20 protein-coding genes are annotated in these 25,886 nt (G+C 43.9%); 19 read left to right on the forward strand and 1 reads right to left on the reverse strand.

Annotated elements, in window-relative coordinates:
* Positions 1-111 precede the first annotated feature (111 nt).
* The 9 genes from ACFRAM_RS18145 (at position 112) to ACFRAM_RS18185 (ending at position 9,263) form a co-directional block, all read left to right on the forward strand.
* The gene (locus tag ACFRAM_RS18145; RefSeq protein ID WP_379467054.1) at positions 112-807 is read left to right on the forward strand and encodes a response regulator transcription factor; all 696 of its coding nucleotides are present in this window, start codon (positions 112-114) and stop codon (positions 805-807) included.
* Positions 804-2,276 carry a sensor histidine kinase gene (locus ACFRAM_RS18150; RefSeq protein ID WP_379467055.1) on the forward strand — a complete coding sequence of 491 codons (1,473 nt, stop codon included), beginning with the start codon at positions 804-806 and terminating at the stop codon, positions 2,274-2,276. Before ACFRAM_RS18145 ends, ACFRAM_RS18150 begins: the two co-directional genes overlap by 4 nt.
* Positions 2,277-2,378: 102 nt before the next feature.
* Positions 2,379-3,521, forward strand: coding sequence for a TolB family protein (locus ACFRAM_RS18155; RefSeq protein WP_379467056.1), 1,143 nt, complete (start codon positions 2,379-2,381; stop codon positions 3,519-3,521).
* Between the two features lie 261 nt (positions 3,522-3,782).
* Positions 3,783-4,895 carry an ABC transporter substrate-binding protein gene (locus ACFRAM_RS18160; RefSeq protein ID WP_379467057.1) on the forward strand — a complete coding sequence of 371 codons (1,113 nt, stop codon included), beginning with the start codon at positions 3,783-3,785 and terminating at the stop codon, positions 4,893-4,895.
* 108 nt (positions 4,896-5,003) lie between these two features.
* Complete coding sequence (locus tag ACFRAM_RS18165; protein WP_379467058.1) at positions 5,004-5,930, forward strand: ABC transporter permease; 927 nt, start codon at positions 5,004-5,006, stop codon at positions 5,928-5,930.
* Positions 5,927-6,727 carry an ABC transporter permease gene (locus ACFRAM_RS18170; protein ID WP_379467059.1) on the forward strand — a complete coding sequence of 267 codons (801 nt, stop codon included), beginning with the start codon at positions 5,927-5,929 and terminating at the stop codon, positions 6,725-6,727. Before ACFRAM_RS18165 ends, ACFRAM_RS18170 begins: the two co-directional genes overlap by 4 nt.
* On the forward strand, positions 6,724-7,767 hold the full coding sequence (locus ACFRAM_RS18175) for an ABC transporter ATP-binding protein (protein ID WP_379467060.1): 1,044 nt from the start codon (positions 6,724-6,726) through the stop codon (positions 7,765-7,767). Before ACFRAM_RS18170 ends, ACFRAM_RS18175 begins: the two co-directional genes overlap by 4 nt.
* Positions 7,768-7,805: 38 nt before the next feature.
* Positions 7,806-8,672, forward strand: coding sequence for an alkaline phosphatase family protein (locus ACFRAM_RS18180; protein WP_379467061.1), 867 nt, complete (start codon positions 7,806-7,808; stop codon positions 8,670-8,672).
* Between the two features lie 354 nt (positions 8,673-9,026).
* Positions 9,027-9,263, forward strand: a complete 237-nt coding sequence (locus ACFRAM_RS18185; RefSeq protein ID WP_066375148.1) for a DUF6953 family protein — start codon at positions 9,027-9,029, stop codon at positions 9,261-9,263.
* Positions 9,264-10,195: 932 nt separating this feature from the next.
* Here the strand turns inward: ACFRAM_RS18185 and ACFRAM_RS18190 are convergent.
* On the reverse strand, positions 10,196-12,532 hold the full coding sequence (locus ACFRAM_RS18190; RefSeq protein ID WP_379467062.1) for a UvrD-helicase domain-containing protein: 2,337 nt from the start codon (positions 12,530-12,532) through the stop codon (positions 10,196-10,198).
* Positions 12,533-12,740: 208 nt separating this feature from the next.
* Between ACFRAM_RS18190 and ACFRAM_RS18195 the strand changes: the two genes are divergently transcribed.
* From ACFRAM_RS18195 to ACFRAM_RS18240, 10 genes are all read left to right on the forward strand, one after another.
* Positions 12,741-13,592, forward strand: coding sequence for a polyprenyl synthetase family protein (locus tag ACFRAM_RS18195; protein WP_379467063.1), 852 nt, complete (start codon positions 12,741-12,743; stop codon positions 13,590-13,592).
* A 25-nt stretch (positions 13,593-13,617) separates the two neighbouring features.
* A complete protein-coding gene (gene comX / locus ACFRAM_RS18200) occupies positions 13,618-13,764 on the forward strand; it encodes a competence pheromone ComX (RefSeq protein WP_379467182.1) in 147 nt (48 codons plus the stop codon).
* Positions 13,765-13,779: 15 nt separating this feature from the next.
* The gene (locus ACFRAM_RS18205) at positions 13,780-16,038 is read left to right on the forward strand and encodes a sensor histidine kinase (protein WP_379467183.1); all 2,259 of its coding nucleotides are present in this window, start codon (positions 13,780-13,782) and stop codon (positions 16,036-16,038) included.
* Positions 16,039-16,053: 15 nt separating this feature from the next.
* Positions 16,054-16,707, forward strand: coding sequence for a response regulator (locus ACFRAM_RS18210; RefSeq protein WP_379467064.1), 654 nt, complete (start codon positions 16,054-16,056; stop codon positions 16,705-16,707).
* A gap of 175 nt (positions 16,708-16,882) precedes the next feature.
* Entirely contained in the window at positions 16,883-17,059 is a 177-nt protein-coding gene (locus ACFRAM_RS18215; RefSeq protein WP_379467065.1) for a plantaricin C family lantibiotic, read from the forward strand.
* 107 nt (positions 17,060-17,166) lie between these two features.
* Positions 17,167-20,328 (forward strand): type 2 lanthipeptide synthetase LanM family protein, encoded by a 3,162-nt coding sequence (locus ACFRAM_RS18220; RefSeq protein WP_379467066.1) that lies wholly within the window; start codon positions 17,167-17,169, stop codon positions 20,326-20,328.
* Between the two features lie 13 nt (positions 20,329-20,341).
* Positions 20,342-22,489 (forward strand): peptidase domain-containing ABC transporter, encoded by a 2,148-nt coding sequence (locus ACFRAM_RS18225; protein ID WP_379467067.1) that lies wholly within the window; start codon positions 20,342-20,344, stop codon positions 22,487-22,489.
* Between the two features lie 33 nt (positions 22,490-22,522).
* Positions 22,523-22,684: a class II lanthipeptide, LchA2/BrtA2 family gene (locus ACFRAM_RS18230; RefSeq protein ID WP_379467068.1), complete on the forward strand. Its 162-nt coding sequence runs from the start codon at positions 22,523-22,525 to the stop codon at positions 22,682-22,684.
* Positions 22,685-22,725: 41 nt separating this feature from the next.
* A complete protein-coding gene (locus tag ACFRAM_RS18235) occupies positions 22,726-22,887 on the forward strand; it encodes a class II lanthipeptide, LchA2/BrtA2 family (protein WP_379467069.1) in 162 nt (53 codons plus the stop codon).
* Between the two features lie 71 nt (positions 22,888-22,958).
* Positions 22,959-25,802, forward strand: coding sequence for a type 2 lanthipeptide synthetase LanM family protein (locus ACFRAM_RS18240; protein ID WP_379467070.1), 2,844 nt, complete (start codon positions 22,959-22,961; stop codon positions 25,800-25,802).
* The last annotated feature ends 84 nt before the right edge of the window (positions 25,803-25,886 follow it).

The following is a 25,886-nucleotide window of genomic DNA, read 5'->3' on the forward strand; positions in this document are numbered from 1 at the left end:
TATAAGTATTATATCTATTAAATTGGCTGATGTTTCATTATGGTATGAACCGGGTCAGAGGGTATACTGAATAAATGATAAACTTAAATTTTGTTGAAAAGGTGAACACCTATGAATAAAAAAGTGCTGGTCGTCGATGACGAACCAGGCATCGTGAGCGCCATTGCTTATGCACTGCGCCGTGAGGGCTATGAAGTAGATACAGCCGGGGATGGTGAAGAGGCACTTGGCAAGGTGAGTACCTTTCAGCCGGATGCTCTGGTACTGGATGTGATGATGCCGCGAATGAGCGGATATGATGTGTGCCGGAAGCTGGAGAACCGGAGCGACATTGGAATTATACTGCTAACTGTCAAAAATGATATTGTCGATAAAATCATCGGCCTGGAGCTTGGCGCAGACGATTATATGACCAAGCCGTTCGAGATTCGCGAGCTGCTGGCTCGTGTGAAGGCGCTGCTGCGCAGACTGGACAAGAAGGGCGTAGACACGAAGACAGAACTGATTCAATATGGCACGTTGAAGGTGCAGCCGGATCACCGGAGTGTGCAGATCGCCGGAGAACAACTGGACCTGACGCCTAAAGAGTTCGACCTTCTGTTATTGCTGTTGTCCCATCCGCAGCGGGTCTACATGAGGGAAGAGCTGCTGGAACAGGTGTGGGAGATGGACTATGCGGGCGGCACGCGCACGGTGGATATTCACATCCAGCGTTTGCGCAAGAAGCTGGGCGAGCCCTATCAGAATATTCTGCAAACTGTATATGGAGTAGGGTATAAAGCGGTCCCTGCAGGAGATTACTCATGAAGATCAGCATCAAGCTGAAGTTCAGCTTCTTTCTTGCACTGCTGCTGATTCTGGCCATCGGAGTGCTGAGTTTTTTTGTTCTACGTGGAGTGGATAACAACCAGCAGGCTCAGGTGGAGAGCTATTTGGCGCAACATGTTAAAACCGTCAATCTGCGGGTGAAGCAGACGTATTATACGGGGACGGGCGACCGCCCGGAGCCGCAGGCTTTCCTTCGACTGCGGGGAAGGGGAATGGCGGCTGAACTGGCCGGGTTCACTGGCATGGAAGTTACATTGTATGACGAAGAGGGAGTATTGGTAGGCTCCTCTGCACAGAGCAACCCAACGCCCGTAAAGCCGGATGTCAGTACCGCCCTGTCCTATGCGCTGGAGAATAAAATCGCCTACCAAAATGCAGGTGATACCCTGCTCTACCTGGCCCCGCTGCAAGGTCCGGAGGGGCAGATGGGAGTGGTGCAGCTCCGGTATTCGCTGAAGAGCAACAACGATTTTCAGCATACTCTCCAGAACCTGTTCCTGACTACAGGCGGAATCGTGCTCTTGCTGAGCTTTTTGCTGGGATATCTGTATTTCAATACCGCAGCTGCCGCTATTGGCCGGTTGAAGCAGGCTGCAGAGAAGATTCGCCGCGCCGAGTATATCGCTGAACCTCCGCTGCGCCGGAAGGATGAGCTGGGAGAACTGGCGCAGGGCATCTTTTACATGAGTCAGGAGATTGAAACGAGTATTGCAGCGAAGGATGAGGAGCAACGCAAGCTCCAACTGGCCGTCGAGAAACTTCAGGCACTGGAGCAGCAGCAAAAACAGTACATCGGAAACATCAGTCATGAATTCAAGACCCCACTGACCTCGATCAAGGCCTATGTGGATCTGCTTAATATGTATGACGATGATCCCCGGCTCCTGGCTGATGCCAAGCAGAATATCGCCAAGGAAACCCAGCGGCTCTATGAGATGGTGGAGAAGGTGCTGCAATTGACCGCCCTGGAGAAATATGATTTTGAATCCCAAAGTGAGCTGCTGGAGGTCGCGGCAGAGCTCAGGGAAATTTGCAGCCGGATGAATGGCAAGGCGGAGCGATTTGGCCTCACCATCAGCCTGGATGTACACCCTGCCCATGTCTGGATGGACCGCGAAAGCTTTATGCATATTTTTATCAACCTGCTCGACAATGCGATCAAATACAATGTTCCCGGAGGAAACATTCACATCTTCTGTGAGCAGCAGGAGGGCCGGGTGCGCATGATAGTCCGTGACACGGGGATCGGTATTCCTGCGGAAGCTAGGGGGAAGATTTTTGAACCGTTCTACACGGTCAATCGTGACCGGTCCAGGCAGTCGGGAGGCACAGGGCTTGGCCTGTCGCTGGTGCAAAATTTGGTGGAGAAGCACCACGGTACAATTGAACTTCTGGATACAGAAGGGCCGGGCTCTGTGTTCGTCCTGTCTTTCCCCGCGGTATCGTGAAACTCTGACGGGATCAAATTTACACTATGGAAACATTCTGCAATGGTTTGGAAATATGGCTCTAGTATGCTGAGAGCAACAATGTTCTAGGAGGATTCGTGTATGGAAGACCAGAAAGGCGGTAATACAGGCAAGACGAAGGCCGCACGCCGCTTGGTGAGAGCGGGAAGTCTTCTGCTAGGGTGCGCTTTTCTTCTAGCTATGACCGCTTGCGGTGCGTCGGGAACGGAAGCCCGGCACGTTGTGGAGAAGTCAGGGCAAAAAGTCACGGTAATGGACAATACGACAGATTCCGTGTATACGAAGCTCAAACTTGATAGCATCGATAAGTTCGAAGGCATCCGTGGTATGGATTGGTTAGGCGAGAATGAACTTGCTGTCGACAAGGAAAATCGAAAGCTGACTCCTGAAATGATTGAAGGTCAGGAACGTTATCCCCATAACCTCTATATCCGTAATCTGGCAAGCGGCCAGGATCAGCCCCTCAAGGAGGGGAAAGAAAGTCTTGGCAATGCGATAGTGTCTCCGGATAACAAGTATATTTTTTACAAAGAAGTCTATGAAGCTACCGGCATTGGCTACTTGATGAATCTGGGGACCCGTGAGACGGTTCAACTGGGCAAGGATGAATTCATGGCGAGCGAAGGGGAGTGGGCGGACAGCGGACATGTGATTTACCCGGACATGAAAGGCGATATTATCAAAGCCGATGTGCAGGGCAAGAGCGAGGTCGTGCTGGAGACGGGCGCGGGTATTATCCACAATGTAGTGCAGTCCGGCAGTATCATCTATTACGTTGCCCATGAAGATAGCCAATTGTTCGCCTATGACACAGAGACCAAGAAATCTAAGATGATCAAAAAGAATGTAATGTGGGTTATCCCTTCCCCTGACGGCTCCCGGTTAGCTATTGTAAAGCGGGAGGGCCCCGGGGAGATGAAGCTTGTTCTCTGCGACCCTGCAGGTAATGAGCAGTCTGTGATCGATAGCGGGACGCAGATTTTTGGTACCAATTGGTCACCGGACGGCAGTAAGCTGGCCTACAATGTCAGTTCTGATAACGGCAATGTAAACCGTTTGTTCATCACCGAGGTGGAGACTGGGGAGCAAACCCCTATTTCCGACGAAATGCAGGCTTCTGACAAGCTTCGTTGGAGCCCCTCCGGGAAGAAGTTACTGATTTCAACGTCTGTGTTAAAGGACAATAAATATCAGTTTGTCACATACGTAATTACGCTGTCTTGAGATTATAAGTGTTATGTAATTGCGTGTTTAAGTCATATTCATCCGTGAAAATACTTAAATACATCATTTTATACAGGCGAGGACACCCATAGGGTGTCTTTTTTAATACATGAAATTGGAAATTTACGTCTCTCTTTTACAATCGACCCCATTATCCTTAATCTCCGGCAAATAATCGGCTCCTATACTGCAAGTGGGTGAAGAACTGCTTGGTCCTTAGAGAAGAGCCCACAAATAGGAAATGGGAGTGAAGGGGAAATCATGACAATCCGATTCAGAAAACAATGGTTCATCGGTCTTACGCTGTCCTTGCTCGTCCTGTTGCTTGCTGCTTGTGGAAATTCGGACAACAAGGCGAATGCGCCGGAAGGTAATGCCGCTGCACCAGAGCTCAGCTTGAGCGACATTGAGAGCAAAGCCAAAGAAGAAGGCAGTGTAATGAGTGTCGGCATGCCTGATTCATGGGCCAACTGGAAAGACACCTGGGCAGATATGAACAGCGTATATGGATTGAAGCATGAAGATACAGATATGTCGAGCGCGGAGGAAATCGCCAAGTTCGAAGCAGAAAAAGACAAACCAACAGCAGATATCGGCGATGTCGGTATCGCATTTGGACCTGTTGCGGTAGCGAAGGGCGTAACACAGCCGTACAAAACAGCGTATTGGGATGAAATTCCTGATTGGGCAAAAGACAAAGACGGTAACTGGGTCGTTGGCTACCAAGGCAGTATTTCGTTCCTGACGAACACCAAACTTGTACCGAACCCGCCGAAGAGCTGGGAAGATCTCAAGAACGGCAATTATAAAATCATTGTTGGCGATGTGACCAAAGCCGCGCAAGCGCAAATGGCAGTACTTGCTGCAGCGATCGCTTTTGGTGGGGACGAGTCGAACATTGAGCCAGGGATTGCATTCTTCGAAGATCTGGCTAAGAAAGGCCGTCTCTCGAATGCAGAAGCTTCTGTTGCTAATATCGAAAAGGGTGAAGTTGAAGTAACCCTGCTGTGGGATTTCAACGCTCTTAATTACAGAGATCAAATCAACAAAGATGGCTTTGACGTTGCCATTCCGAAGGAAGGCAGTGTAGTCAGCGGTTATGCAACGATCATCAACAAATGGGCTCCGCATCCGAATGCAGCCAAGCTGACACGGGAGTACATCCTGAGTGATAAAGGCCAGATCAATTTGGCTAATGGTTACGCTCGTCCGATCCGTGATAGTGTCAAATTGCCGGATGAAGCAGCAGCGAAGCTGCTGCCGAAGGAAGAGTACGCGAACGTTAAACCGGTAGGCGACTACAAGGTATGGGAAGAAACAGCCAAGAGCATTCCGCAACTATGGCAAGAACGCGTTCTTGTGCATTTGAACTAACCGATCCCGGGAACACGGGAGCAATACTTTAATCAGAGGGCGTCTTCGTCATGTATCATGCCGGAGCGCCCGCTTTTTTGAATGGGGCAGAGAGGTGGCTTGTAAAGAATGAAACAGAACAGACGCGGCGGTGTCATTCTGGCGTTGATTCCATTCGTATTGATGGTGCTGGCGTTCCAGCTAGTGCCTGTATTGTCCATGGTGAGCAACAGTTTCCATAGCGGAGACGGGAAGGGCATTACCTTTGGCAATTATGTGCATGCGCTGCAAAGTGCCTATTATATGCAGGCGATCAAGAACAGTCTGTTCATTTCCATCGCCTCCAGTGTGGCTGGAATCATCATCGGACTGGTATGCGCTTATTGCATCACCCGCTTTACGCCAGCCGTACGTGACCGGGTGCTGATGGTCTCGAATATGACCTCTAACTTTGCCGGCGTACCGCTGGCTTTTGCGTATATCATCTTGCTGGGCAACAACGGAATATTCACCCTGCTGTTTAAGGATTGGGGCTGGGACGTATTCGCCGGATTCAATCTGTACAGCTGGACCGGCCTGGCGCTGGTTTATGTCTATTTCCAGGTGCCTCTCTCTTTGCTGCTGCTATATCCGTCTTTTTACGGGATCCGGGAGCAATGGAGAGAAGCGGCGGCGCTGCTCGGTGCAGGACGCTGGCAGTTCTGGAAAACTATCGGTCTGCCGATGCTGGCTCCGGCGATTTTTGGCACGATGGGTATTCTCTTTGCTAATGCCATGGGTGCGTATGCGACGGCTTATGCGCTGGTCGGCGGTAATTATAATCTGCTTGCCGTGCGCATTGGCTCTCTGGTCGCAGGGAATGTGGTTACCCAACCGGAGATGGGCAGTACGCTGGCTGTCCTGCTGGCACTGACTACGTTACTGGCAGTTTATCTCAACCATGTAATGGTCCGGCGGGCCGGACGTTTCGTGGCGCGAGCTGCGGATAAGCCTCAGCCTAAGGCCAGTGCTATACGACGCTTTAGGCCAAGGGCAAGGGAGGAGATGGGACAATGAGTACTCGCAAAGCGGGGCTTGCCCCCCGTGTACTGATCTTGCTCCTGATGGTGTATCTGCTCGTGCCGCTACTGGCTACGGGATTGTATGCTTTTGCGCAGGATTGGCAGAATAGCTTGCTGCCTCGTGCATGGACCTTCGACTGGTTTATACAGATGTTTCAGGACCTGCGCTTCATGGAGGCGCTTTGGACTTCGTTGTATCTGTGCCTTATAAGTGTAGTGGTCAGTCTGGTAGTTATGCTGCCGGCTGTGTTCGTGATCACGATGTATTTTCCGCGCTGGGAGAGCTTGATGAAGGGGATTGTCGTTCTACCGTATGCAGTCCCTGGTGTTGTAGCGGCGGTGGGTCTCATTCGTACTTATTCTTCTGGTCCGCTTAATATCGCAGGTACTTCTTACCTGCTGGTCGGCGCTTATTTTGTAGTTATTCTTCCTTACATGTATCAGGGCATCCGCAACAGTCTGCTGACCGTCTCCGCTGCTGAACTGCTGCAGGCCGCTGAGCTGCTCGGTGCCCGTCGCCGCCAGGCTTTTATGAATGTGATTCTCCCTAATATCTGGCCGGGTGTAATGGTCTCTGCCTTACTGTCCTTCTCTGTGCTGTTCGGTGAGTTTGTACTGACGAATATGCTGGTTGGCGGACACATCCAGACGATTCAGATTTACTTGTATAAACGGGTTGGCGAGAGCGGGCATTTGGCCAGTGCGATTGCGATTTCATACTTTGTGTTTATTTTGGTGCTATCCATGGTGCTAATGAAGCTGGGTAAAAAGATGGGAGGCGTTCGCGGATGAATGATTATTTGAAGCTGCAAGGTGTGCGCAAATTATTCGGGGACGCCTGTGTCCTGGACAATGTGGATCTGGAAATCAAGGAAGGGGAGCTTGTGACCTTGCTTGGACCTTCCGGCTGCGGAAAAAGCACCCTGCTGCGCTGCATTGCCGGCCTGACGGAGCTGGATGGCGGCAGCATTATGCTGGCGCAAAAGGATGTTACCCGGCAGCCGCCCCGTAACCGGGAGGTGGGCATGGTGTTCCAGTCGTATGCGTTATTTCCCAACCTGACCGTGGGCCAGAATGTTGAGTATGGGATGAAAATGCGCGGGATGTCCAAGGCGGCCCAGCGCAGTCGCAGCGAAGAGCTGCTGGCTCTGGTTGACCTTGAAGAGAAGCGGGACGTATATCCGCAGTCGTTGTCCGGCGGACAGCAGCAACGGATCGCGCTGGCCCGTTCGCTGGCTGTGCAGCCCAAGGTGCTGCTTCTGGACGAACCGCTCAGTGCGCTGGATGCCAAGATCCGCAAAAATCTACGGACCGAAATCCGCGAGATCCAGAAGCGTCTTGGGATGACGACCTTGTTCGTCACGCATGACCAGGAAGAGGCGCTGATTGTCTCTGACCGGGTGTGCGTCATGAAGGGCGGACGGATTATTCAGGATGATTCACCTGAAGGGTTATACACGGCGCCGCGCACCGAGTTTGTGGCGCGGTTCATGGGCAGCTACAACGTGTTCACTAGGCCGGAGGCGCTGAAACTATTTGGCCGGGTAGACAGCTTGGCGGACAGCTTCGCCCTACGCCCTGAAGCGATTACGCTGCTTAAGGCTGGGGAGGCCGGTTCAGCTGAAGGAGATGGCCGGATCCTGCTGGACGCCAGCATTCATTCGATATCAATGCTGGGAAATATCATCCGCTGCACAGCCGAATGCTCCGGCATTCACCTGACAGTAGATGTGCTGAACGACGGAAGCTGGCTGCGGTTGCGGGAGCATGATCAGGTTACACTGGTGCTGGACCCGGCACAGCTTAGACATTTGGAGCGGGAAGGCGCTTAGAATCACCCATTCTCTGATTCATGAAGGGCGGGACAAAAATGAGTGAGATCACTAACAAGCTTATTGTGGTTGTATTGGATGGACTTCGGTATGATGCGGCTCGCAAGTATTTGGGTTACATGGAGCATCTGGTGGAGCAGGGAGTCATGTCTTGCTACCGGGTACAGTCGGAATTGCCCAGCTTGTCGCGGCCGCTCTACGAGGTACTGCTTACCGGCACACCAGTGGTCAGAAATGGCATCACGGCCAACCATATCAACAGACTCAGCAAGGAGCAGAGTGTCTTCCATTTGGCGGTGGCTGCGAACCTTCGTACAGCCGCAGCCGCCTATCACTGGGTCAGTGAGCTGTACAGCTCATCCCCGTTCAACCCGATTACCGATCGCCATCAGCACAATGTGCTGCGTCCGATCCAGCATGGCAGCTTCTACTTTGAGGACCAATATCCCGACAGCCATGTGTTTGCAGATGCCGAATACTTGCGCGGGGCATTCGATCCCCATTTTCTCTACGTTCACTCCATGAACATTGACGATGCGGGCCACCGCTATGGAGGGGAGAGCAAAGAATACGAATTAGCTGTGCGCCAAGCCGACGGTTTGCTGGCTACGATACTGCCCATCTGGATGAAAGAGGGCTACAAAATCCTGGTCACTGCCGACCACGGCATGAACGCGAATGGCTTTCATGGCGGCGTCTCGCCTGCAGAGCGGCATGTCCCCCTGTATACTTTTGGCGAAACCGTACTGTCCCCGGAAAAAGAGGTTCAAGCGCTGCCCCAGCTTCGCCTTGCGCCCTTAATGTGCCACTGCCTGGGCCTTATGCCTGCGGCTGCTATGAGCACTGAGGGTCTGCCGCCGATGGTTCCGGCTGCGGTAAGTCGTGAGGCGGAAGAGGTAGTGTGAGGGTGAGCGCTGGTGGTGAGCGGTGCGTTAGGGGCCAGGGGCTAGGAGAAGGACCTGTGAGAGTGTAGAGAGGTTCGGAGGCTAGGAAGAGAGAAAGGTTACGCTGGATGAGGACTCTCTTTCCGTTAAAGCGAGCGTTCCCGGTAGCCTGAAATGGATTAGCACCGCCCGAACTTTTAGCACATTGTAACGTGAGCTACTCTATCCCCCAGCTTCGGACCTCTTTGTCCGAGCTGGGGGGCTTTGTGTGTTATAATGAATGTCGCATAGAATAGTGGAGTATGAGTATGAGTATGAGTATGAGTATGAGTATGAGTATGAGTATGAGTATGGATTAAGGAAGGAGATACAACTGTGGAAGTAACTGCTCAGGATGTCGCTGAGTGGATGGTTAAGGAGATCCGTTTCACCGGTACCCTTTATCAGACGGCGGCAATTGAATACGTGAAGACGAATTTTGGCGAAGAATTTGTATTTGTGAATGAGAACGGCAATGCTTCGCTGTCCAAAGAAGTGAAAAAAGCCTTCCGCAAGCTCCACGGCGGCAGAATTGCCTGGGACCGCGACGGATTCCTGTGGGCCTGGACCTAAAAAAACGACCGGTGAGGGTCGTTTTTTTAGGTCCAGGAGATCTAGGCGGATGGGTCAGGGAGTATAGCAGATTTGGATGGATAGTTAGCATACAAGGTAGTGAGGTAGCGTCGGAATTTTAGACGATTCACCGGAATTCCTGCTACCGCCGGAAGGTTAGAAGATTAGCAGGAATTTCTCCTGTTAATCTTGACTTGAATCAGCAACACAATGTATTAACAGGATATACTCCTGTTAAATTGTGATTGTAACCTCAATTTAGCCTTATTCCGAAGAATTAGCTGGAGTTTTTCCAGTTAATTCTGTTCTATTGAAGAAAATCGACGAACTAACGGGAGTTTTTCCTGTTGACGCTGGTTACTGCTCTTGGGTGCATATAACAAGTAGCAGCTATGCAATAGGATGAGACAAACCACAGAGTTCTAGTTACTCCGCGACAGGCTGATCCCAGCTACACAATATAAGTTACTCCGCAACGGGCTGATCCCGCCCACACAATATAAGTTACTCCGCGCCAGGCTGATTCCAGCTACACAATATAAGTTGCTCCACGACAGGCTGATCCCAGCCACACAATATAAGTTACTCCGCGCCAGGCTGATCCCAGCCACACAATGTAAGTTACTCCGCGACAGTATGAGCCCAACCACACAAACCTAGTTACTCTGCGACAGGATGAGTTCAACTGCACGATACTAGCTACTCCGTAACAGACTGAACTTAACCATCCAATGCTAGCCATTCCGCATCAGATCGAGCCCAACTCATAAAAAACCTCTCCGTTGTTCCGAGCTCAAGTTCGACTAGCCAACTACGTTGTATCAAACTTATTGTAGCCTCCCCCCGCTGAAACGCGTTAGGGCTATTCTTCTCTTTTACACTCTCTCAAGCTCACTTAAAGTCATTGCTGCCCGGCTAAAATATGTGTCCCTCTATACCGGGACAACCCGGGTGCTCTTCTCCATCGGTGAGCTACATAGCGGGCAGGGCTTGGAGGCCAGATGGTCCTCGGCCCCGCCTGCCTTCATACGCGTCCAGCCGGGGCAGGACGCGCCGGTGCAGTTCCACACCGGCACGGTGTGGGTCCGGCCGGTGGTAGCTCTGGCGGCCGGCAGCGCCTTGGCTGTGACGACGGCGGCGCTGCGGTGCCCGGAGCCCGGCCGCGTGGACCCGGGGGCTGCGGCTGTGGCAGCCGCCGAGCGAAAAGCGGACAGCATGAAGCGTGAGACGTCCGCTTTTTTGCCTCTGTGCCGGGCCGGGGAGCTGATGAACAGCTCCTCCCGAGCCCTTGTTACGGCGACGTAAGCTAGTCGCCGCTCTTCCTCAAGCGCCGCTAGCGCCAGCCCGGCGGCAGCGGCGCTACTGCTCCCGGCCACGGATTTGCGATCCTTGAGCCGGTCAGCCTCCAGTGCCGAGCTGTGCGGCAGGATGCCTTCGGAGGCTCCGATCAGGAATACGACCGGGAACTCCAGCCCTTTGGACTTGTGAATTGTCATCAGCGCAATCCGGTCGCCTTGTTCCTTGAGTCCGGATTGGCGGCTGTGTTCGTTCCGTTCGGTCACGTTGTCTATGAAATCAATGAATGTCTGGATGCTGTCAAACCGCTCTGCCGAGGCTTCCAGTTCATCCAGCATTTCTTTTAGCGTCTCCCGGTGCAGGGTAGCTTGGTGCCGTTCATTGGCTTCGATGAAATAATCATAGAATTGCTTGCGGATCTGGCGGATCGCCAGTACCGGAATCTGCTCCCGCAGCCCGCGAATCAGATCGAGCCGCTCCCGCAGCTTGACGGCCTTGAAATCCTCCATCCCTGGCAGGGACAGCAGATGGATCAGCGGGCCTTGCTTCGGCTGTATGGCCTCCATGCGGCGGATGTGGTCCATCCCTTTTTCCCGATTCATGTACAGGGTGGGGAGAATGTTCTCAATAGCAGCAAAATTACGCCGGTTCAGCGACAGCCGCAAATGGTCGACCACCGGCGAGATGAGCCAATGCTCATAGAGCAACTGGCCTTCGCCGTAATCGATATACGGGATGTCGCGGAGCAGCAATAGTTCCAGTAAAGCCCGGTTGCTGCTGGAAGCCCGGTAGAGCATGGCAAAATCACGGTACTCCCGCCTTCCGGCTGCTACCTCGCTGACGATGAAGTCCACCATCTGCTCCGCTTCCTCATCCGCTGTTTGCGGACGAAGATACCGCGGCTGACTGCCAGTGCCTCTGGCGGCTTGCAGGGTCTTGGAACGCCGCCGCTGGTTATGGCGAATAATCCCGTTGCCAAGTCCGACGATAGCCGGGCCGGAGCGGTAGTTGATATCCAGCGTAATGACCTTGGCACCAGGATACAACTTCTCGAATTCCAGAATGAACTCGCTGCGGGCACCGTTAAAAGAGTAGATCGTCTGGTCATCGTCCCCGACCACCATCAGGTTGTTCCGGGGCTGTGCAATCATTTTAACCAATTCGTATTGCAGAGCGTTGGTATCCTGGAACTCGTCCACCATCACATAATGAAACCGCTCCTGGAGATCACTCAGCAGGCGAGGACGCTCCTTCAGCATCTGATAGGCGATCAGCAATACATCGTCGAAATCGATTTTGAAATGAGCAGTCTTCCATTGCTCGTAGAGGCGGAGGACAGCCTTCATCTCTTGCTCGGCGATGGTGGACTCCGGCAGATCTTCCACGGTGCCCATGTTCATTTTGCAGGTGGAAAGCACGGTTAACAGTGTTTCTGGCGGATAAGCATCCTTGGGTAGTCCGAACTCGCGCATGATTTGTTTCAGCAGAATATGCTGACGGCGTGTTTCGCTAAAAATCTCCTGTTGCAGTCCCTGTCTGCGCAGGAAATACAGGAAGAACGAGTGGAAGGTCCGGGCTTGGAGCCGCGACACGTCACTTTCATTCACACCCGGCAGCAGGGCGATCCGCTCACGCATTTCTGCCGCCGCTTTATTGGAAAAGGTCAGTAGCAGCAACTGGCTTGCGGCAACACCACGTACAGACAGCAGATAACCGGTTCTGGCGATCAACACCGAGGTTTTGCCGGAACCAGCTCCGGCCAGGGTCAACAGCGGTCCGAGATGATGCCGGACGGCCGCGATCTGCGGCTTATTTAGGTGAATGCCACCCTGTTCCAGTCTGCGAAAATAACCTGCGTCTGATTCGCCGGATTGGACCAGCTCCTTGCTGGTCATCGCAGAGGCCACAGCCGCCTGCGGAATTCGTTCCCCGGAAGCGCCTAAGGGGATATTATGAAATAAGAGCTTGTTCAATGAATTCACCTTCGTACTATATCTAAATACTGTTATTAACTGAAAGTCCCTTTATGATAGGAAATCATTTGATGATAACCCTACATCGAATGCGATTAAAAGGGCGAATATTGCAAATGTTGTAAAATTAATGTTATTATATCCAATATAATACAAAAATAAGGGGGTGATTGTAATAACGAACCTTGTAAAGTTAAGGGAAATAAGATTGCTGCAAGAGATATGTTGCGAGGCACTCGCATACAAGAGAAAGGAAGAAACAATCTTTAAAACATTAACAAGAATTCATTATACCATCTTTGAAGGAGAGGCACAGGAAATTGAATCTGTTGCTTCTGCTGTGGAACAATTCATATTGGCTCTGGACATTATTGATGATATCCAAGATAACGATAATGAAGATGCGCCTTGGAGTAGAATAGATTCATCCCAGTCGCTTAATGTTGCTTTGTGGTTTCTTTCAGTATCTATGCAGGAAATATTAAGAACAGGGCTACCTAATGTTAGTACAGCGATGAGCCATCTATATGGCAATTTCATTACCTCTATAGAGGGGCAGGATCTTGATCTAAATAACAGTTATGATACTGAAGAAGAATATTTAGAGATGTGCAAAAAAAAGTCAGGGGCACTTGTAGTTATGTGCTGTCTAATGGGTACTGCATTGGCCACGAATGAATACCATGAAATTGTTGAGGAATATTCTTCTTACGTCGGTATTGCTGCTCAAATATCTAATGATATAAACGATTTAATTCATTTCGATAAAAAAAGCGATTTGAGGTTAAAGAAGAAGACATTACCGATTCTTTTTTTGCTGCAACAAAATGATGAAAAGAGTGAGCTTCTCAGAAAGTATTTTGCTAATCAAGTGGATTATACCGAACTAATTAAGTGTAAAGAGGAAGTCTCTCAAATATTAATAGATTCCGGAGCTTTGGTGTACGCCAATGCTGTGAAGGAAATGTATAAGGAAAAAGCGCGTACGGTTATGAAATCGCTTCCTATCCATGAGGATAAGGTTAATTGGTTAACACAATCAATTCTTGAAAATTTATGAGAATGGAGAGTTGAATATGTCTGAAATGGTAAGCTATTTGAAGTGCAATCCAGAAGTTATTGAGCTGGTTAGGAAAGGGGATGCTTCATTAATTGGTGTTTCCAGGGAACAAGAAAGCGCGATCATTAGTTCCTTTTCCAAAGAGTACACGAGCTCATATTTTTGGATGTAAGTTAAAGTGGGCAGTATGAAAAGTTATAGGATTTCTTTGATAGTCAGCATGGTCAGTATTTTTTTTGTCTCGGGTTATCTTATACATATTATGTTGAGCTATCCTTTGATTGGAATTCATGCGAGGAATCTTAATAACGGTTTATTTGTGGTTACGGAAGTATATCCTTCAGGTTGGGCAAGTACTAAGCCTATAGATATTGGAGATAAGCTATACCTGCCCAATTTAGAAAAGGAACATACTCAAGGTGTTCGTAAAATCGAAAAATTAAAATCGCTTACTATTATCAAGGGAAATGAGAAAGTTGTATTCGACATTAATCATCAAGATGTAACTGCAAAGTATTTATTCAATTTGTTCTTTCCTGTTATTTTTTTTGTTACTAATGCGGTTTTATCTCTTTACATGTTACTGAGGTCAAAGAAGAGAACAAGATTCCCGACTCTTTTTTTTATGATAATTAGTCTAAGTTATTTGAGTGCAGGGGTCTCGGCGCGAGACATCTTTATCGGAACAATAATTACCAGTACCTCATTGCTTCTATGTCCAGTGATGCTACTTCATTATTTAGACGCAGCTAAACTAAATGCCAGTGATAAAGTTTTCAATCGGTCAACAATTCCTATAATGTATCTACTGGTATTTATTTTATCCATAGTTACGAATGTCATATATGTTGTAAACCGAGCTAAAATTTATTATCTGGTTGGGTTTGTGCTGCTGACGCTGATTGCAATAAGTATTATTATTTTCAACCTGAAATCTTTAAGGCCTAAACTTAGGGAGGCCAAATATAAAACCATCTTATACGCAACGGTCCCCTCTTTTTTACCTTTTTTACTACTGTATGTCCTTCCTGAGATCTTGTTCAGAGAGGCTATTATACCTGCTGAATATACTGCTGTTTGTCTGTTTTTTATACCGTATACGATAGTTTATTTGCATCTAAATGATCAGGTCGTTGATTATGGATTCAAATTAAAGCGTATATTTTTTTATTTCCTAATTTCGGTTTTTCCTTCATTGGGTATTTTGACCATGATTCATTTTTGTGTTACGGATGATTTTACATTTATTCAACAATTGCGAATTTTTATTATCTGTTCTTTTCTAACCGTAGTCTTCTTAAGCTTCAAAAGAGAATATGATTGCAAAGTGGAAAACAGGATTTTTAGCAAAAAAATGAGATTTCAAGAGAGTCTATTGAATTATTCTGAATTGGGAAGAAAGAGTAACAATAAAGAAGAACTAATAAGCTTACTAATAAGAGAAGTTCAATCGGTACTTTCTATTGATTATGTTAGACAAATTAGTTATTGTCGAAGAAATCAGGAGTTTTTATCTGCAGATTTTGAACTTAGTAGTGAAATTAATAATCTGAAAGTCGCTACCGACATGAATCAACTCCAAATTGGGCACATTATTAAAGGTTTGAGAGGGTACTTTCTTGTAATCAATAAGAGTACACATATGTATAAGTATCTTTATATCGAGCAGAAGAAAGGTAAACCTAGTTTAGATAATGATGATAAAACGTGGCTTAAAACAATTGCGTTATATACTAATATTCTGCTCCAATGTTTCATGTATATGCAAGATATACTTGCTGAGATTAGTAGTGATTGGTCTGGGAGTAATACCTCTTTCATGAGTTTCAAGGTACTGACTTCAATATCGGAGGAAGAGCGGAAGCGGCTTTCCATAGACATTCATGATTCTATTCTTCAGGAATTGATCTTTATGTACAGAGAGCTTGAACCCTTGGTAGCAAATGATCAGAATCTTGATTTTCTCAATCATAGGCTGCTAGAAGCTATCCGTTATACGAGAGAGGTATGTTATGATCTAAGGCCACCATTCCTAACGGAGATGGGAATAGTTGAATCCATAGCTGCCCTAATAGAACGATATCAAGGGAACCAAGGGCTTTTAATTGATTTTATTCATTGTGTTGAAAATAATGAACTAATAAATCAAGAGGTTACACTGAATATCTATAGGGTGATTCAGGAACTTCTGAATAATGCAGTCAAGCATTCTCAAGCAGATTGTATAATTATATCGTTGTTACTTAAATGTGACCAATTGATTCTTCTATACGAAGACGATGGTGTCGGTGTTGATTTGAGCTCAAATATTGATAAAAAAAAGCACTTAGGTATCACAGGAATAAAGGAAAGAGTAAGGAGCATTGGTGGGGAAATAATAATTTCTTCCTCTAAAAATGAGGGTTTATTGGCTAGGGTTGTCATTGAAATTGGGCAGAGCTATTAAAGACAGGGGGCTGGCATGGTAAATGTATTATTAGTAGAAGACCATATAGCTGTAGCGCAAGGGACAAAAGGATTATTGGAGAATACGGGGGAATTTAGAGTTACCAATCTTTACTGTAGTACTGAAGTTATGAATCATGTGCAAATCAATAGTTATGATATTATTCTGTTAGATCTATATATGCCTGATGTAAATGGTCTGGAGCTTTCAAAACAAATATTAGAACTTTATCCTGATAAAAAAATTTTAATTTATACTGGGTTTGACATTTCTTCTCATTTTAATTTACTTGTTGAGACAGGGGTTTGTGGTTTTATTAGTAAAGCCTCTACTTCGGAACAAATATTATCTTCTATACAATGTGTTCTTCGTGGAGAAACAGTTATCCCTACTAGTCTTTTTAGACGATTGCGACGACTAGAAACTAAATCAAGCATGAGTGCTGGTCTGGAGCCTACAGATGTTACTTTAAATGAGAGAGAACAGGCTATACTTGCTGCAGTTGCAGAAGGAATGACCAATAGAGAAATTGCCGAGAAATTCTTATACAGCCAAAGATCGATAGAATATATTTTGACTGGCATTTTTAATAAATTAAAAGTCCGCTCAAGGGCTGAGGCTATTATGAAAGCTAATAAATATTCATTAATAACGTTGAAATTTATGTGAAGATATAATAACTCCCAAAACCCATGCTGTATTCTAGCATGGGTTTTTTTTCGTTACAAAGTAACTATAACTGCTGCAGGATCACGCAAAAATGTTTGCGGTATTACGAACCCACCTTTTCGATTACAAATATATCCATATGCAGTACCCTTATTATTAAGGGAGGTGATATTAAATGGAAGAAAGATTGTATTCATTAGCTGGTGACCTGTCAGAAGAGATGGAAGAGATCTCTATGAAGGCAGTTCGTGGTGGTGCTGAACAAAGAGGCATATCTAAAGGTAATGATGGTAAATACTGTACTTTGACTTGGGAGTGTAGTATTTGTCCTACGCTTACATGCTGGTGCTAATTAAGCGCTGGCATAGTTGATAATTACTTATTTATCCGTTGTAAATAGGGCTTTCGGGAGAGAGGGGATATGGGTCCTCTCTTTCCGTCATAAGGAGTGACAAACTAATGGGTAATAATACAAATATTTTGCTAAGCAGAGAAAAAAAGGCGAGCGGTCTTTGGGAGCAGGAATTATTCTTGGACAGAAATATTGAGATGGTATACAAGGGTGATTCTCAATTAGCAGAAGAGAGTATTAATCACATCTTAGGCTTCAACTCAGTCCAAGAGGTTCGAAATTTATATGAAACTAAAGAATATAAATCTTACATGACTTTAAAGGTATTTGAGGATATTAGAGACCGTATTGCTAACCAGGAGATTGACTATTCAAAACGAAATGGAAATGTTATGTTTCATACTTTTGCTCTAAAGGCTGCTGGATATTTTATTAATACTCTAATCGAAGCCAAATTATACCGTTTGGCAAAGAAAAGCATACATGACGAGCAAGCATTTCTAACCGATATTTCCATTCAGTTTCAGCAGCAAATTTTAAAATTGTCATATAGAACCTTGGTGTTAGACATTAATGTGAATCGAGAAAATAATGCACTGCTGGGAGAAACAAAAGAAGAAAAATATGATTATTATAACCGTGTTTTGCTGGATGATAATGATTATATTATTAATTTCTTTAATGTTTACCCAGGTTTGCTTAGAAATATTGCAAATGAAATTAGAAAGACTAAAAAAACACTTATCGAACTCTTAAGTAGATTCGTTAAAGATAAATCAGAGATTGAGAAATTTCTTAATAAGGAAAGCAAACAAACATTGATTACTCTGATTGGGCTTGGATTAGGAGATTCCCATTCGGATGGACGGAAGGTCGCAAAGGTCTTATTAGGAGAAGATATTCTAATCTACAAGCCACGAAGTTTAAATATTGATCTTTTATATCAAGGTATCGTTGAATATTTAAATCAACATATTGATGAAGAAAAATATAATATTATTTCACCTAATGTTATAAGCAGAAAGAATTACGGGTGGGCGCAATATATCAAATATGAAGAATGCCTCTGTGAGGAAGATATTACACAATTTTATACCCGTATGGGCAGTCAGATAGCCCTATTACATGTTCTGAACGCAGTGGATTTTCATTCCGAAAATATTATTGCAAACGGAAGTAATCCTGTACTTATCGATTTGGAATCTTTATTTCATATCCCATACGAAAATATGAAAAATCATAAAAATGAGGATGCATTTAACAAAGCAGAGCAACAGCTTTTTTTATCCGTACGATCAATAGGATTACTCCCGTTCTTCTTCGGGGACAGTCAAGTTGATGTAAGCGGAATTGGGCGTAAAGGAAAGGTCCAATCATTTATAAAAGTTCCTCAAATTAAGAACTTGAACACCGATGGAATGAAGATTGAAAGAGAGTATTTAACTACGGACGATACATCGAACCATCCCAAACTAGATGGGAATTATGTCTATGCTCAAGACTATATACAACAAATAAAGGATGGTTTTGCTACAACATATCAAGTTATAAAGGAAAAGGCTAATGAAATTCTAGGAATAATTCATAAGTTTGATGATGAAATCTATGTCAGATTTATTCCAAAACCAACGGCTAAATATTCTTCGTTGCTTGAACTTAGCTTTCATCCAAGGTTTCAGCATAACGCTATAGATAGAGAAGTATTCATTGCAAAGATATGGGAAGAAGCCAAGTATGACGAAAGCTATCTCCATATAGCTAAGCATGAATTTAGAGATTTAATTAATAATGATATTCCATATTTCAAAATGAACATTTATTCAAATAATTTACTTACTTCTCGTAACAGGGTAATTGAGGGTTATTTTAATCGGACTCCGTTTGAAACTGTAAGGCAAAAGATAACATCGATGAGCCAGGAAGACCTTGAATTCCAATTGAAGGTAATCGAACTATCAATGCTTGCGACACAGGATGAGAGACAAGAGGTATTGAAACAATTTATTCCTAAGAAATCAGAGGACTATGCTTCTGCTTTCCAATCCCAACTATTCTTAATCAGCAAAGCGGAGGAGTTAGCAGATTATATCTATGCTCAAGCCTATGAAGGAACGAAAGATGGAAGAACTAATTACTGCTGGTTGAACTCGACCCCACTTGGGGTTGAAGAAATCCAATGGAACATAGCTGCTATGGGAGATACGCTATATGATGGTCTTTCTGGTATGGCTATGACTTATCTAGCTCTTTGGATCGCAACAGGAAAAAATAAATATTTAAATATTGGCGAGACGCTACTTCATGATATTGTTCCAAGATTCTTAAATGTTGCTATAGATGAAGGGGCTGAGAGTTACATTTCAGTCGGTGCATTCACAGGTGTATCTTCTGTTGTCTACACTCTCATGAATTATTATCAATTTACAAATAAAGATGTTTATAAAGAGCAGGCTCTAACGGTTGCTACTCTCATTCCAAAGCTCCTAAGACACGATAAGGAATTCGATATCATAGGTGGAGCTGCCGGAGCTATAGCTGTGCTGGTGAGGTCTTTTGAATTGGTTAAGGATGATTTGTTTTTGAAGATTGCTATGGAGTGCAGAGAGCATATTACCAACAATGTGTTCTTGGTTAAACCTGACGAGATCTCGTGGATCGGAATTGCTCAAAAGCCGTTGACTGGATTTTCACATGGTAATGCAGGAATTATATTCGCACTGTCACTACTCAATCAGTATGAGGAGAGCTCGGAAGTGACAGAGATCATTCGAAAAGGAATGAAGTTTGAAAATCAAAGCATGGTCGAACAAAACTGGATAGATTTCCGAAAGCCGATCAAAGAAGCTTCTTCATCTGCTTGGTGTCATGGAGCTCCAGGAATTGTAATTAGCAGACTTATTTTAACTAAATCTACTGATTTCGGAATATCGACTCAGGCACAAACTGATTTAGACCAAGCTATCCATAACTTATTTTATGATGGGTTTGGTCGAGAGCATAGCCTTTGTCATGGTGACATTGGGAATGCGATGATTTTAATCGAGTATGGTAGAGAAACCAATCAAGCCAATTATGTTCAAATTGGTCAGAATTTGCTTTTAGAAAGTATTAGGAATGCCGAGACAGAAGGTTATAAGTGTGGTGTAGGTAAGAATATTGAAACACCTAACCTAATGGTGGGACTTGCTGGTGTAGTGTACGGTATTTTATTTGCCTGTGATAAGCGTATACCGAACATTTTGAGTTTGACACTTGGGGAAAAAAATTAAGAAGGTGTGAGGGATGCGTACAAGCAGAAAAAAAGTTCCAGTCATACTTCAGAAAAGCAAATATGACTGTGGCATTGTCTGTATTGCTATGATCATCAGCTATGAAGAGGGAATAAGAGTAAACATAAAAAAGTTGAAGTCTGAAAGAAGTCTGATAGGCCGTGATGGAACTGATCTGATGTTTCTTAAAGAAATCTCTCGTAAATATGGCTATGACTTAAAGGGCTATAAAGTGGGTAATCTTGAGGAACAAACGGAGCTGTCCTACCCTCTTATGATTCATTGGAACAAAAATCATTTTGTAATTCTTGAGCAAATGAAAAATGGACTAGCTACAATAATTGATCCAGCCTTAGGAAGAATTGCTTTGGATATGAAGACATTCAATGATTCTTACAGCGGTGTGGTTGTGGATCTTAAGAAAAGCGAGAATTATTTTGCCGAGAAAGATAATCGTAATGACATTGCAGATAAAAAAATGATCTCTAAGATTGGAAAGTACCTGTTTCAAGAAAAGAAAATGCTTGGTGCTATCGTTCTTTTGTCTTTTATATTCCAGGGTATAAATTTAGTTACACCTTTTATGACTCAGTACGTAATCGATTCCTTTATGAATAATAGTTCAGAACAAATTCCGATACGCTTTATATCGTTGATGGTCCTACTTTCAATTTTTCTTGTTTTCTTTCTCTCTTTAGTCAGAATGAGCATGATCATTAAACTTCAAGTGCAGCTAAATAAGAGCCTTACGGATCAGTTCGTAAAGAAAATGTTTTCAGTTCCAATGAAATTTTTTGAGGTCAATTCGTCAGGTGACATTTCTACACGAATTAATAATATCGCTGTTATTCGCGAGATTGTGTCCAGGCTTGCATCGACACTTGTACTGGATGTCAGTTTGTTGCTTGTATTTTGCTTCGTTATGATCTACTACTCTCCTGTATTGGCGGGGATTGTATTCATAGGAGCATTTATACAAATTGTGGCAACTAAATGGCTTCTTCCCAAAATTGAGGTCTATACGAAGCAGGAAGTGAATAGCCAAACCCTCTTTCAAAGTCAGTTGCTTGAAATTCTTAGATCAATGACTTTTATCAAAACTATAGGAGACACAGGATCTATTGAGAAGCAGTTGAACGATTTGTTCTATAAACAAATTGAACAGTTCTCCAAAAGAATGAAAGTTTCATCTGTGCTTGGGGGCGTCTCCAATTCAGTAAATCTATCTCTTCCGCTGTTGATTTTAGTTATAGGAGTAGGGTTAGGATCCAAATTGGGGCTTTCGGTAGGTTCAATTGTAGCATTCTCAACTATTGCAGGGCGATTTATGGCACCACTTGGCTCAATAATCGGGAGCTTGGAATCTGTGAAATTTGTAGAGGAAATTGTAGATCGAGTGGAAACGGTACTGGAGGAGGAGGATGAGGAATTAAACATTGAAAGTAAGTGCGAGTTTGATCCAAAGGTAGACTCCATTAGGCTTGAGAATGTCAGTTATAGTTACGAATTGAACTCGAATGTGCTGACAAATCTCAGCTTAACAATTCATCCTAATGAAAAGATATCTTTGATCGGTAAGACCGGAAGCGGGAAGTCTACTTTGTTCAAAATAATCTCTGGGTTGTATAAGCCTACAAGTGGCGACATTTATTACGGTGACTACGAGCTTAGTCAAATGAATCTTAATAAATTGCGTGAGAAAGTTGGTTTTATTGTACAGGATGTGAGTTTATTCAATGATACTGTACTAAATAATATTAAATATTTTAATGAAAACATTTCACGGGAAAAGGCTGTTCAAGCGGCCAAGGATGCTTGTGTACACGAAGATATTATGAAGCTTCCCATGGGATATGACACTTTCATAGGAGAGAATGGGATCAGTTTATCAGGCGGGCAACGTCAACGGGTTGCCATTGCTCGTGTACTAGCCAAAGATCCGCAAATATTGCTGATCGATGAAGGAACAAGCAATCTTGATAAACAAACCGAACATGCCATTTTAGATAGGCTTCACTCAATGGAAATTACTCTTATCTCTATTACTCATCGAACAGAACAAATCAGTGAATATGAATCTATATATGAGTTGAAAGATGGAGAAATAACGCCATTAAAAGTAAAAAAATCAGCCTCTCTTGCTAAAGCTGTCACTGGATAGATGTGTAAGTGATCATGAAAGGAGGTGAGAATCATGAAAAAGAATTTTGCGGCATTAGAAGAAGTGTCGGAGCAGGAGCTGAAGGATCTTGCAGGTGGCGCTGAAGCAAATTGGATTACAATCACAATTCCAATCTCTGCTGCGGTGTGTCCTACAACGAAGTGTGCATCTATTGTAAGTCCTTGCAATGGTTAATACAACTCAAATTATTAATATTAAATAAGGAGGAATTATTTATGAAAAAGAATTTTGTAGCTTTAGAAGAAGTGTCAGAGCAAGAGTTGAAAGATCTAGCAGGTGGCGCTGAGGCCAATTGGATTACAATCACAATTCCAATCTCTGCTGCGTTGTGCCCTACAACGAAGTGTGCATCTATTGTAAGTCCTTGTAATGGGTAAACTGAAATATACTTATAAGTCAAACGGGTGCAATCATGCACCCGTTTGCTTTACACTGGGGTGTGAAATTTATGGGAAACAATAAAGAGTACTTTAATGAAAATGATTATTTTGTACCTTTTTTTGAATACTTTTTAACGGTCTTTGGGGATAGGCTTAAAAAAGAATTGGAAGCCATCGATGCTTTACATATTGATAAGATAAGCTTGTTTCATTCTTTGATGATGAATTATAAAAAAAACATGTATACTTTGGCAACGAAAACAATGATTTATGAGTTCCATCAAAATTTTGATGAGTTTATCGAAAACAATGACTCTTATTATTACAATAAATACAATGATCGGTTAAAGGATGCTTCCTTTATACACAATATTATGAATAAATATCCGGTTCTTCAAGAACTAATGCAGTCCATGTCCAATAACTTCTTGCAGTATTCCATAAGCGTTGTCAATCATTACGAAGCTGATTACGAACATATAATAGATGCTTTCAATAGAAACTTAGGTTCACTTAAGTCCATAAATATTGATATTGGGGATGCACACTGTCAAGGTAAGAGTGTTGCGCATATTACCTGCGATTTTGGTGCAATCATTTATAAGCCTAGATCTTTAAAATCAGATGTATTTTATGAAGAAATAATTCAATATTTCAATAATAGCTATAAGACGACTTTAAAGGTAGCCCAATCACTTAACAGAGACCATTATGGATGGCAGGAATTTATTGAGGAGATGCCATGTCTAAATATAGATGAAATTAGTTCTTATTATTATGAATTGGGGATGCATCTTGGTTTCATTTATATATTTGGTGGCTCAGATTTTCATTATGAAAACATTATAGCTCATGGAGCTAAACCGGTTTTGATTGATTTAGAGACCTTGTTTCAAGGAACATTTGATTTTACAGGGAGCGAAGAAAAAAGTGTTGAAGTCGAAGTATCTGATTTTATAAGACAAACAATTTATAAATCTACTTTTTTTGCTAATACAACTTCTTCTGAGGAACAAAGTAGCCTTTTAATCGGAGGAACTGCCAATATTGAAAATCAAGAGATCGAGACTGAAGCAGTGGAGAACATTGGTACTGACAAGATATCTGTGAAGAAGTCAATCGTAAAAATGGGCAGAGCCAAGAATCTCCCTTTTCTTAGTGAAGCTGAAGGTATTCTTGAAATATTCGCTTATGAGAGGGAATTTATCGAAGGATTTAAGGAAGTTTATACAGCGGTCCAAGCAAATTCTAATTTTTGGCTTGACTTAATTAATGATTACCCTAGCTTCCCCATTCGAATGATTGTAAGGCCTACTTATGTCTATGCACAATTTTTGAAATCACTTCTCAATCCTTTATATCTGGCTGAGGGCACCGAAAGATCACGAATACTATCCTTTTTTAGGGATTCATATGCTGCGTTCGAAAATTTCAGGGAAGTTACTTCTTATGAAATTGAGGACCTACTTTATGGAGATGTCCCTTACTTTTATACCTTTTATGATTCTTGTTCAATCTACAGCAGCACAGGTCAAAAAGTTGGCAATAATCTATTGATATGCAGTCCCAAGAGAGAAGCTATAAATAGAATCAAGAACTTATCTGAGGAAGATATGCATTACCAAGAAGGCTTGATCAATATGTCTTTGAGCGCAACTTTAGCAAACCTTGATATTGAAATTCTAAATGATGAAAGAGAAAATGGAATTTCGCTAGAGGTGGCGAATCACTGGGTTGAGAAAGAAACAAGGAAGCTAGTCAATGAATGTATTCCTTTAAATAATCATGCTCAGTGGTTATCCTTATCATTAAGCCTTGACGGAAAAATGGTATCAGGACCTGTTAGTTTTGGTTTATATGATGGACTAAGTGGAATAGGTATATATCTTGCGGCTTATCACAAACAATTTAGGCATCCCTCTGTAAAAAGTCTTATTGATAAGGTGACCTCAACTGTAGAGTATATCCTTGAGAAAAGTATGTATAAAAATGATTTGTCTGCTTATTATGGGGTAAGCTCTTATATTTATTATGTGGAACAGTTGAGAACTAAACAATTAATAGACGAGGATAGGGCAGCCTCCCGATATCGTACTTTTTCTCAGAAGATAATAAATGAAGCGGATACTTGCAGCAAACTTGATTTTATTGGTGGACTTTCTGGAACATTAAAACTCTTGACGAATATTTATAGGGCTACAGGTATGAAAGAAGTTGAGGAAGCTGCACACATTGTGTATGCAGTTATTTGTGAGAATATCCAAAAGGATACATTAGGCTATTATTGGTCCTCGGATATTGTGGATAATCGTATTCTATCTGGATTCTCTCATGGAATTACAGGTATTTGTTATGCGTTATCTGAATTCAATACTATTTGTGAGGATAAATACGAACTACCTGGATTGATAGAGAGTGCACTTCGATATGAGGACACTTTATTCGATAATGTTATGAAGAGCTGGAGAGATAACCGTACTGATGGAAAGCAGTTCTCCTCTCCTCTTTGGTGTCATGGCTCTGCAGGGATTTTATTGGGGCGGGCTAAAATAAATCAGAACATGGGCAACCGAATTCAGGTTGATTATCTAGAAGAAGCACTGGATGAGACATTGAAGAATGGAGATTATCATAATCAAGGGAATTCTTTATGCCATGGAACAATGGGGAATCTGGACATTTTATTAGAGGTTCTCAAGACTCCTTTTGGTCAGGCACATGATGATTTAATCAGTAAGGCAATTAATCGCTGGTCTATTAACTTCAAAACAGAAATATCGAGAGAAGAATGGCATAACGGCGTGGCTCATGATAGATCAAGTATCGGTTTAATGTTGGGGAAGACAGGACAACTGTATACCATGCTCCGTCTTCAAGATGGTGAATTGCCATCTTTATTACTTTTAGACTGATGCTGTTTACAAAAGTAAAGCCTCCAAGCCGCTTCGTTGCCTGGAGGTTTTACTTTTGGCAAGATGTTTAAGTATTAAAAATAC

This window comes from Paenibacillus sp. NPDC056722 (assembly GCF_042790635.1).
GTDB classification, from domain to species: domain Bacteria; phylum Bacillota; class Bacilli; order Paenibacillales; family Paenibacillaceae; genus Paenibacillus_AQ; species Paenibacillus_AQ agri.

What these genes read in the sequence shown, in the direction of transcription:
- ACFRAM_RS18205 (WP_379467183.1), top strand. Translation starts at nt 13,780, where the DNA reads ATGAAAAGTTATAGGATTTCTTTGATAGTCAGCATGGTCAGTATTTTT.
- ACFRAM_RS18160 (WP_379467057.1), top strand. Translation starts at nt 3,783, where the DNA reads ATGACAATCCGATTCAGAAAACAATGGTTCATCGGTCTTACGCTGTCC.
- ACFRAM_RS18210 (WP_379467064.1), top strand. Translation starts at nt 16,054, where the DNA reads ATGGTAAATGTATTATTAGTAGAAGACCATATAGCTGTAGCGCAAGGG.
- ACFRAM_RS18225 (WP_379467067.1), top strand. Translation starts at nt 20,342, where the DNA reads ATGCGTACAAGCAGAAAAAAAGTTCCAGTCATACTTCAGAAAAGCAAA.
- ACFRAM_RS18155 (WP_379467056.1), top strand. Translation starts at nt 2,379, where the DNA reads ATGGAAGACCAGAAAGGCGGTAATACAGGCAAGACGAAGGCCGCACGC.
- ACFRAM_RS18220 (WP_379467066.1), top strand. Translation starts at nt 17,167, where the DNA reads ATGGGTAATAATACAAATATTTTGCTAAGCAGAGAAAAAAAGGCGAGC.
- comX (WP_379467182.1), top strand. Translation starts at nt 13,618, where the DNA reads ATGGTAAGCTATTTGAAGTGCAATCCAGAAGTTATTGAGCTGGTTAGG.
- ACFRAM_RS18235 (WP_379467069.1), top strand. Translation starts at nt 22,726, where the DNA reads ATGAAAAAGAATTTTGTAGCTTTAGAAGAAGTGTCAGAGCAAGAGTTG.
- ACFRAM_RS18215 (WP_379467065.1), top strand. Translation starts at nt 16,883, where the DNA reads ATGGAAGAAAGATTGTATTCATTAGCTGGTGACCTGTCAGAAGAGATG.
- ACFRAM_RS18180 (WP_379467061.1), top strand. Translation starts at nt 7,806, where the DNA reads ATGAGTGAGATCACTAACAAGCTTATTGTGGTTGTATTGGATGGACTT.
- ACFRAM_RS18175 (WP_379467060.1), top strand. Translation starts at nt 6,724, where the DNA reads ATGAATGATTATTTGAAGCTGCAAGGTGTGCGCAAATTATTCGGGGAC.
- ACFRAM_RS18145 (WP_379467054.1), top strand. Translation starts at nt 112, where the DNA reads ATGAATAAAAAAGTGCTGGTCGTCGATGACGAACCAGGCATCGTGAGC.
- ACFRAM_RS18165 (WP_379467058.1), top strand. Translation starts at nt 5,004, where the DNA reads ATGAAACAGAACAGACGCGGCGGTGTCATTCTGGCGTTGATTCCATTC.
- ACFRAM_RS18150 (WP_379467055.1), top strand. Translation starts at nt 804, where the DNA reads ATGAAGATCAGCATCAAGCTGAAGTTCAGCTTCTTTCTTGCACTGCTG.
- ACFRAM_RS18240 (WP_379467070.1), top strand. Translation starts at nt 22,959, where the DNA reads ATGGGAAACAATAAAGAGTACTTTAATGAAAATGATTATTTTGTACCT.
- ACFRAM_RS18230 (WP_379467068.1), top strand. Translation starts at nt 22,523, where the DNA reads ATGAAAAAGAATTTTGCGGCATTAGAAGAAGTGTCGGAGCAGGAGCTG.
- ACFRAM_RS18170 (WP_379467059.1), top strand. Translation starts at nt 5,927, where the DNA reads ATGAGTACTCGCAAAGCGGGGCTTGCCCCCCGTGTACTGATCTTGCTC.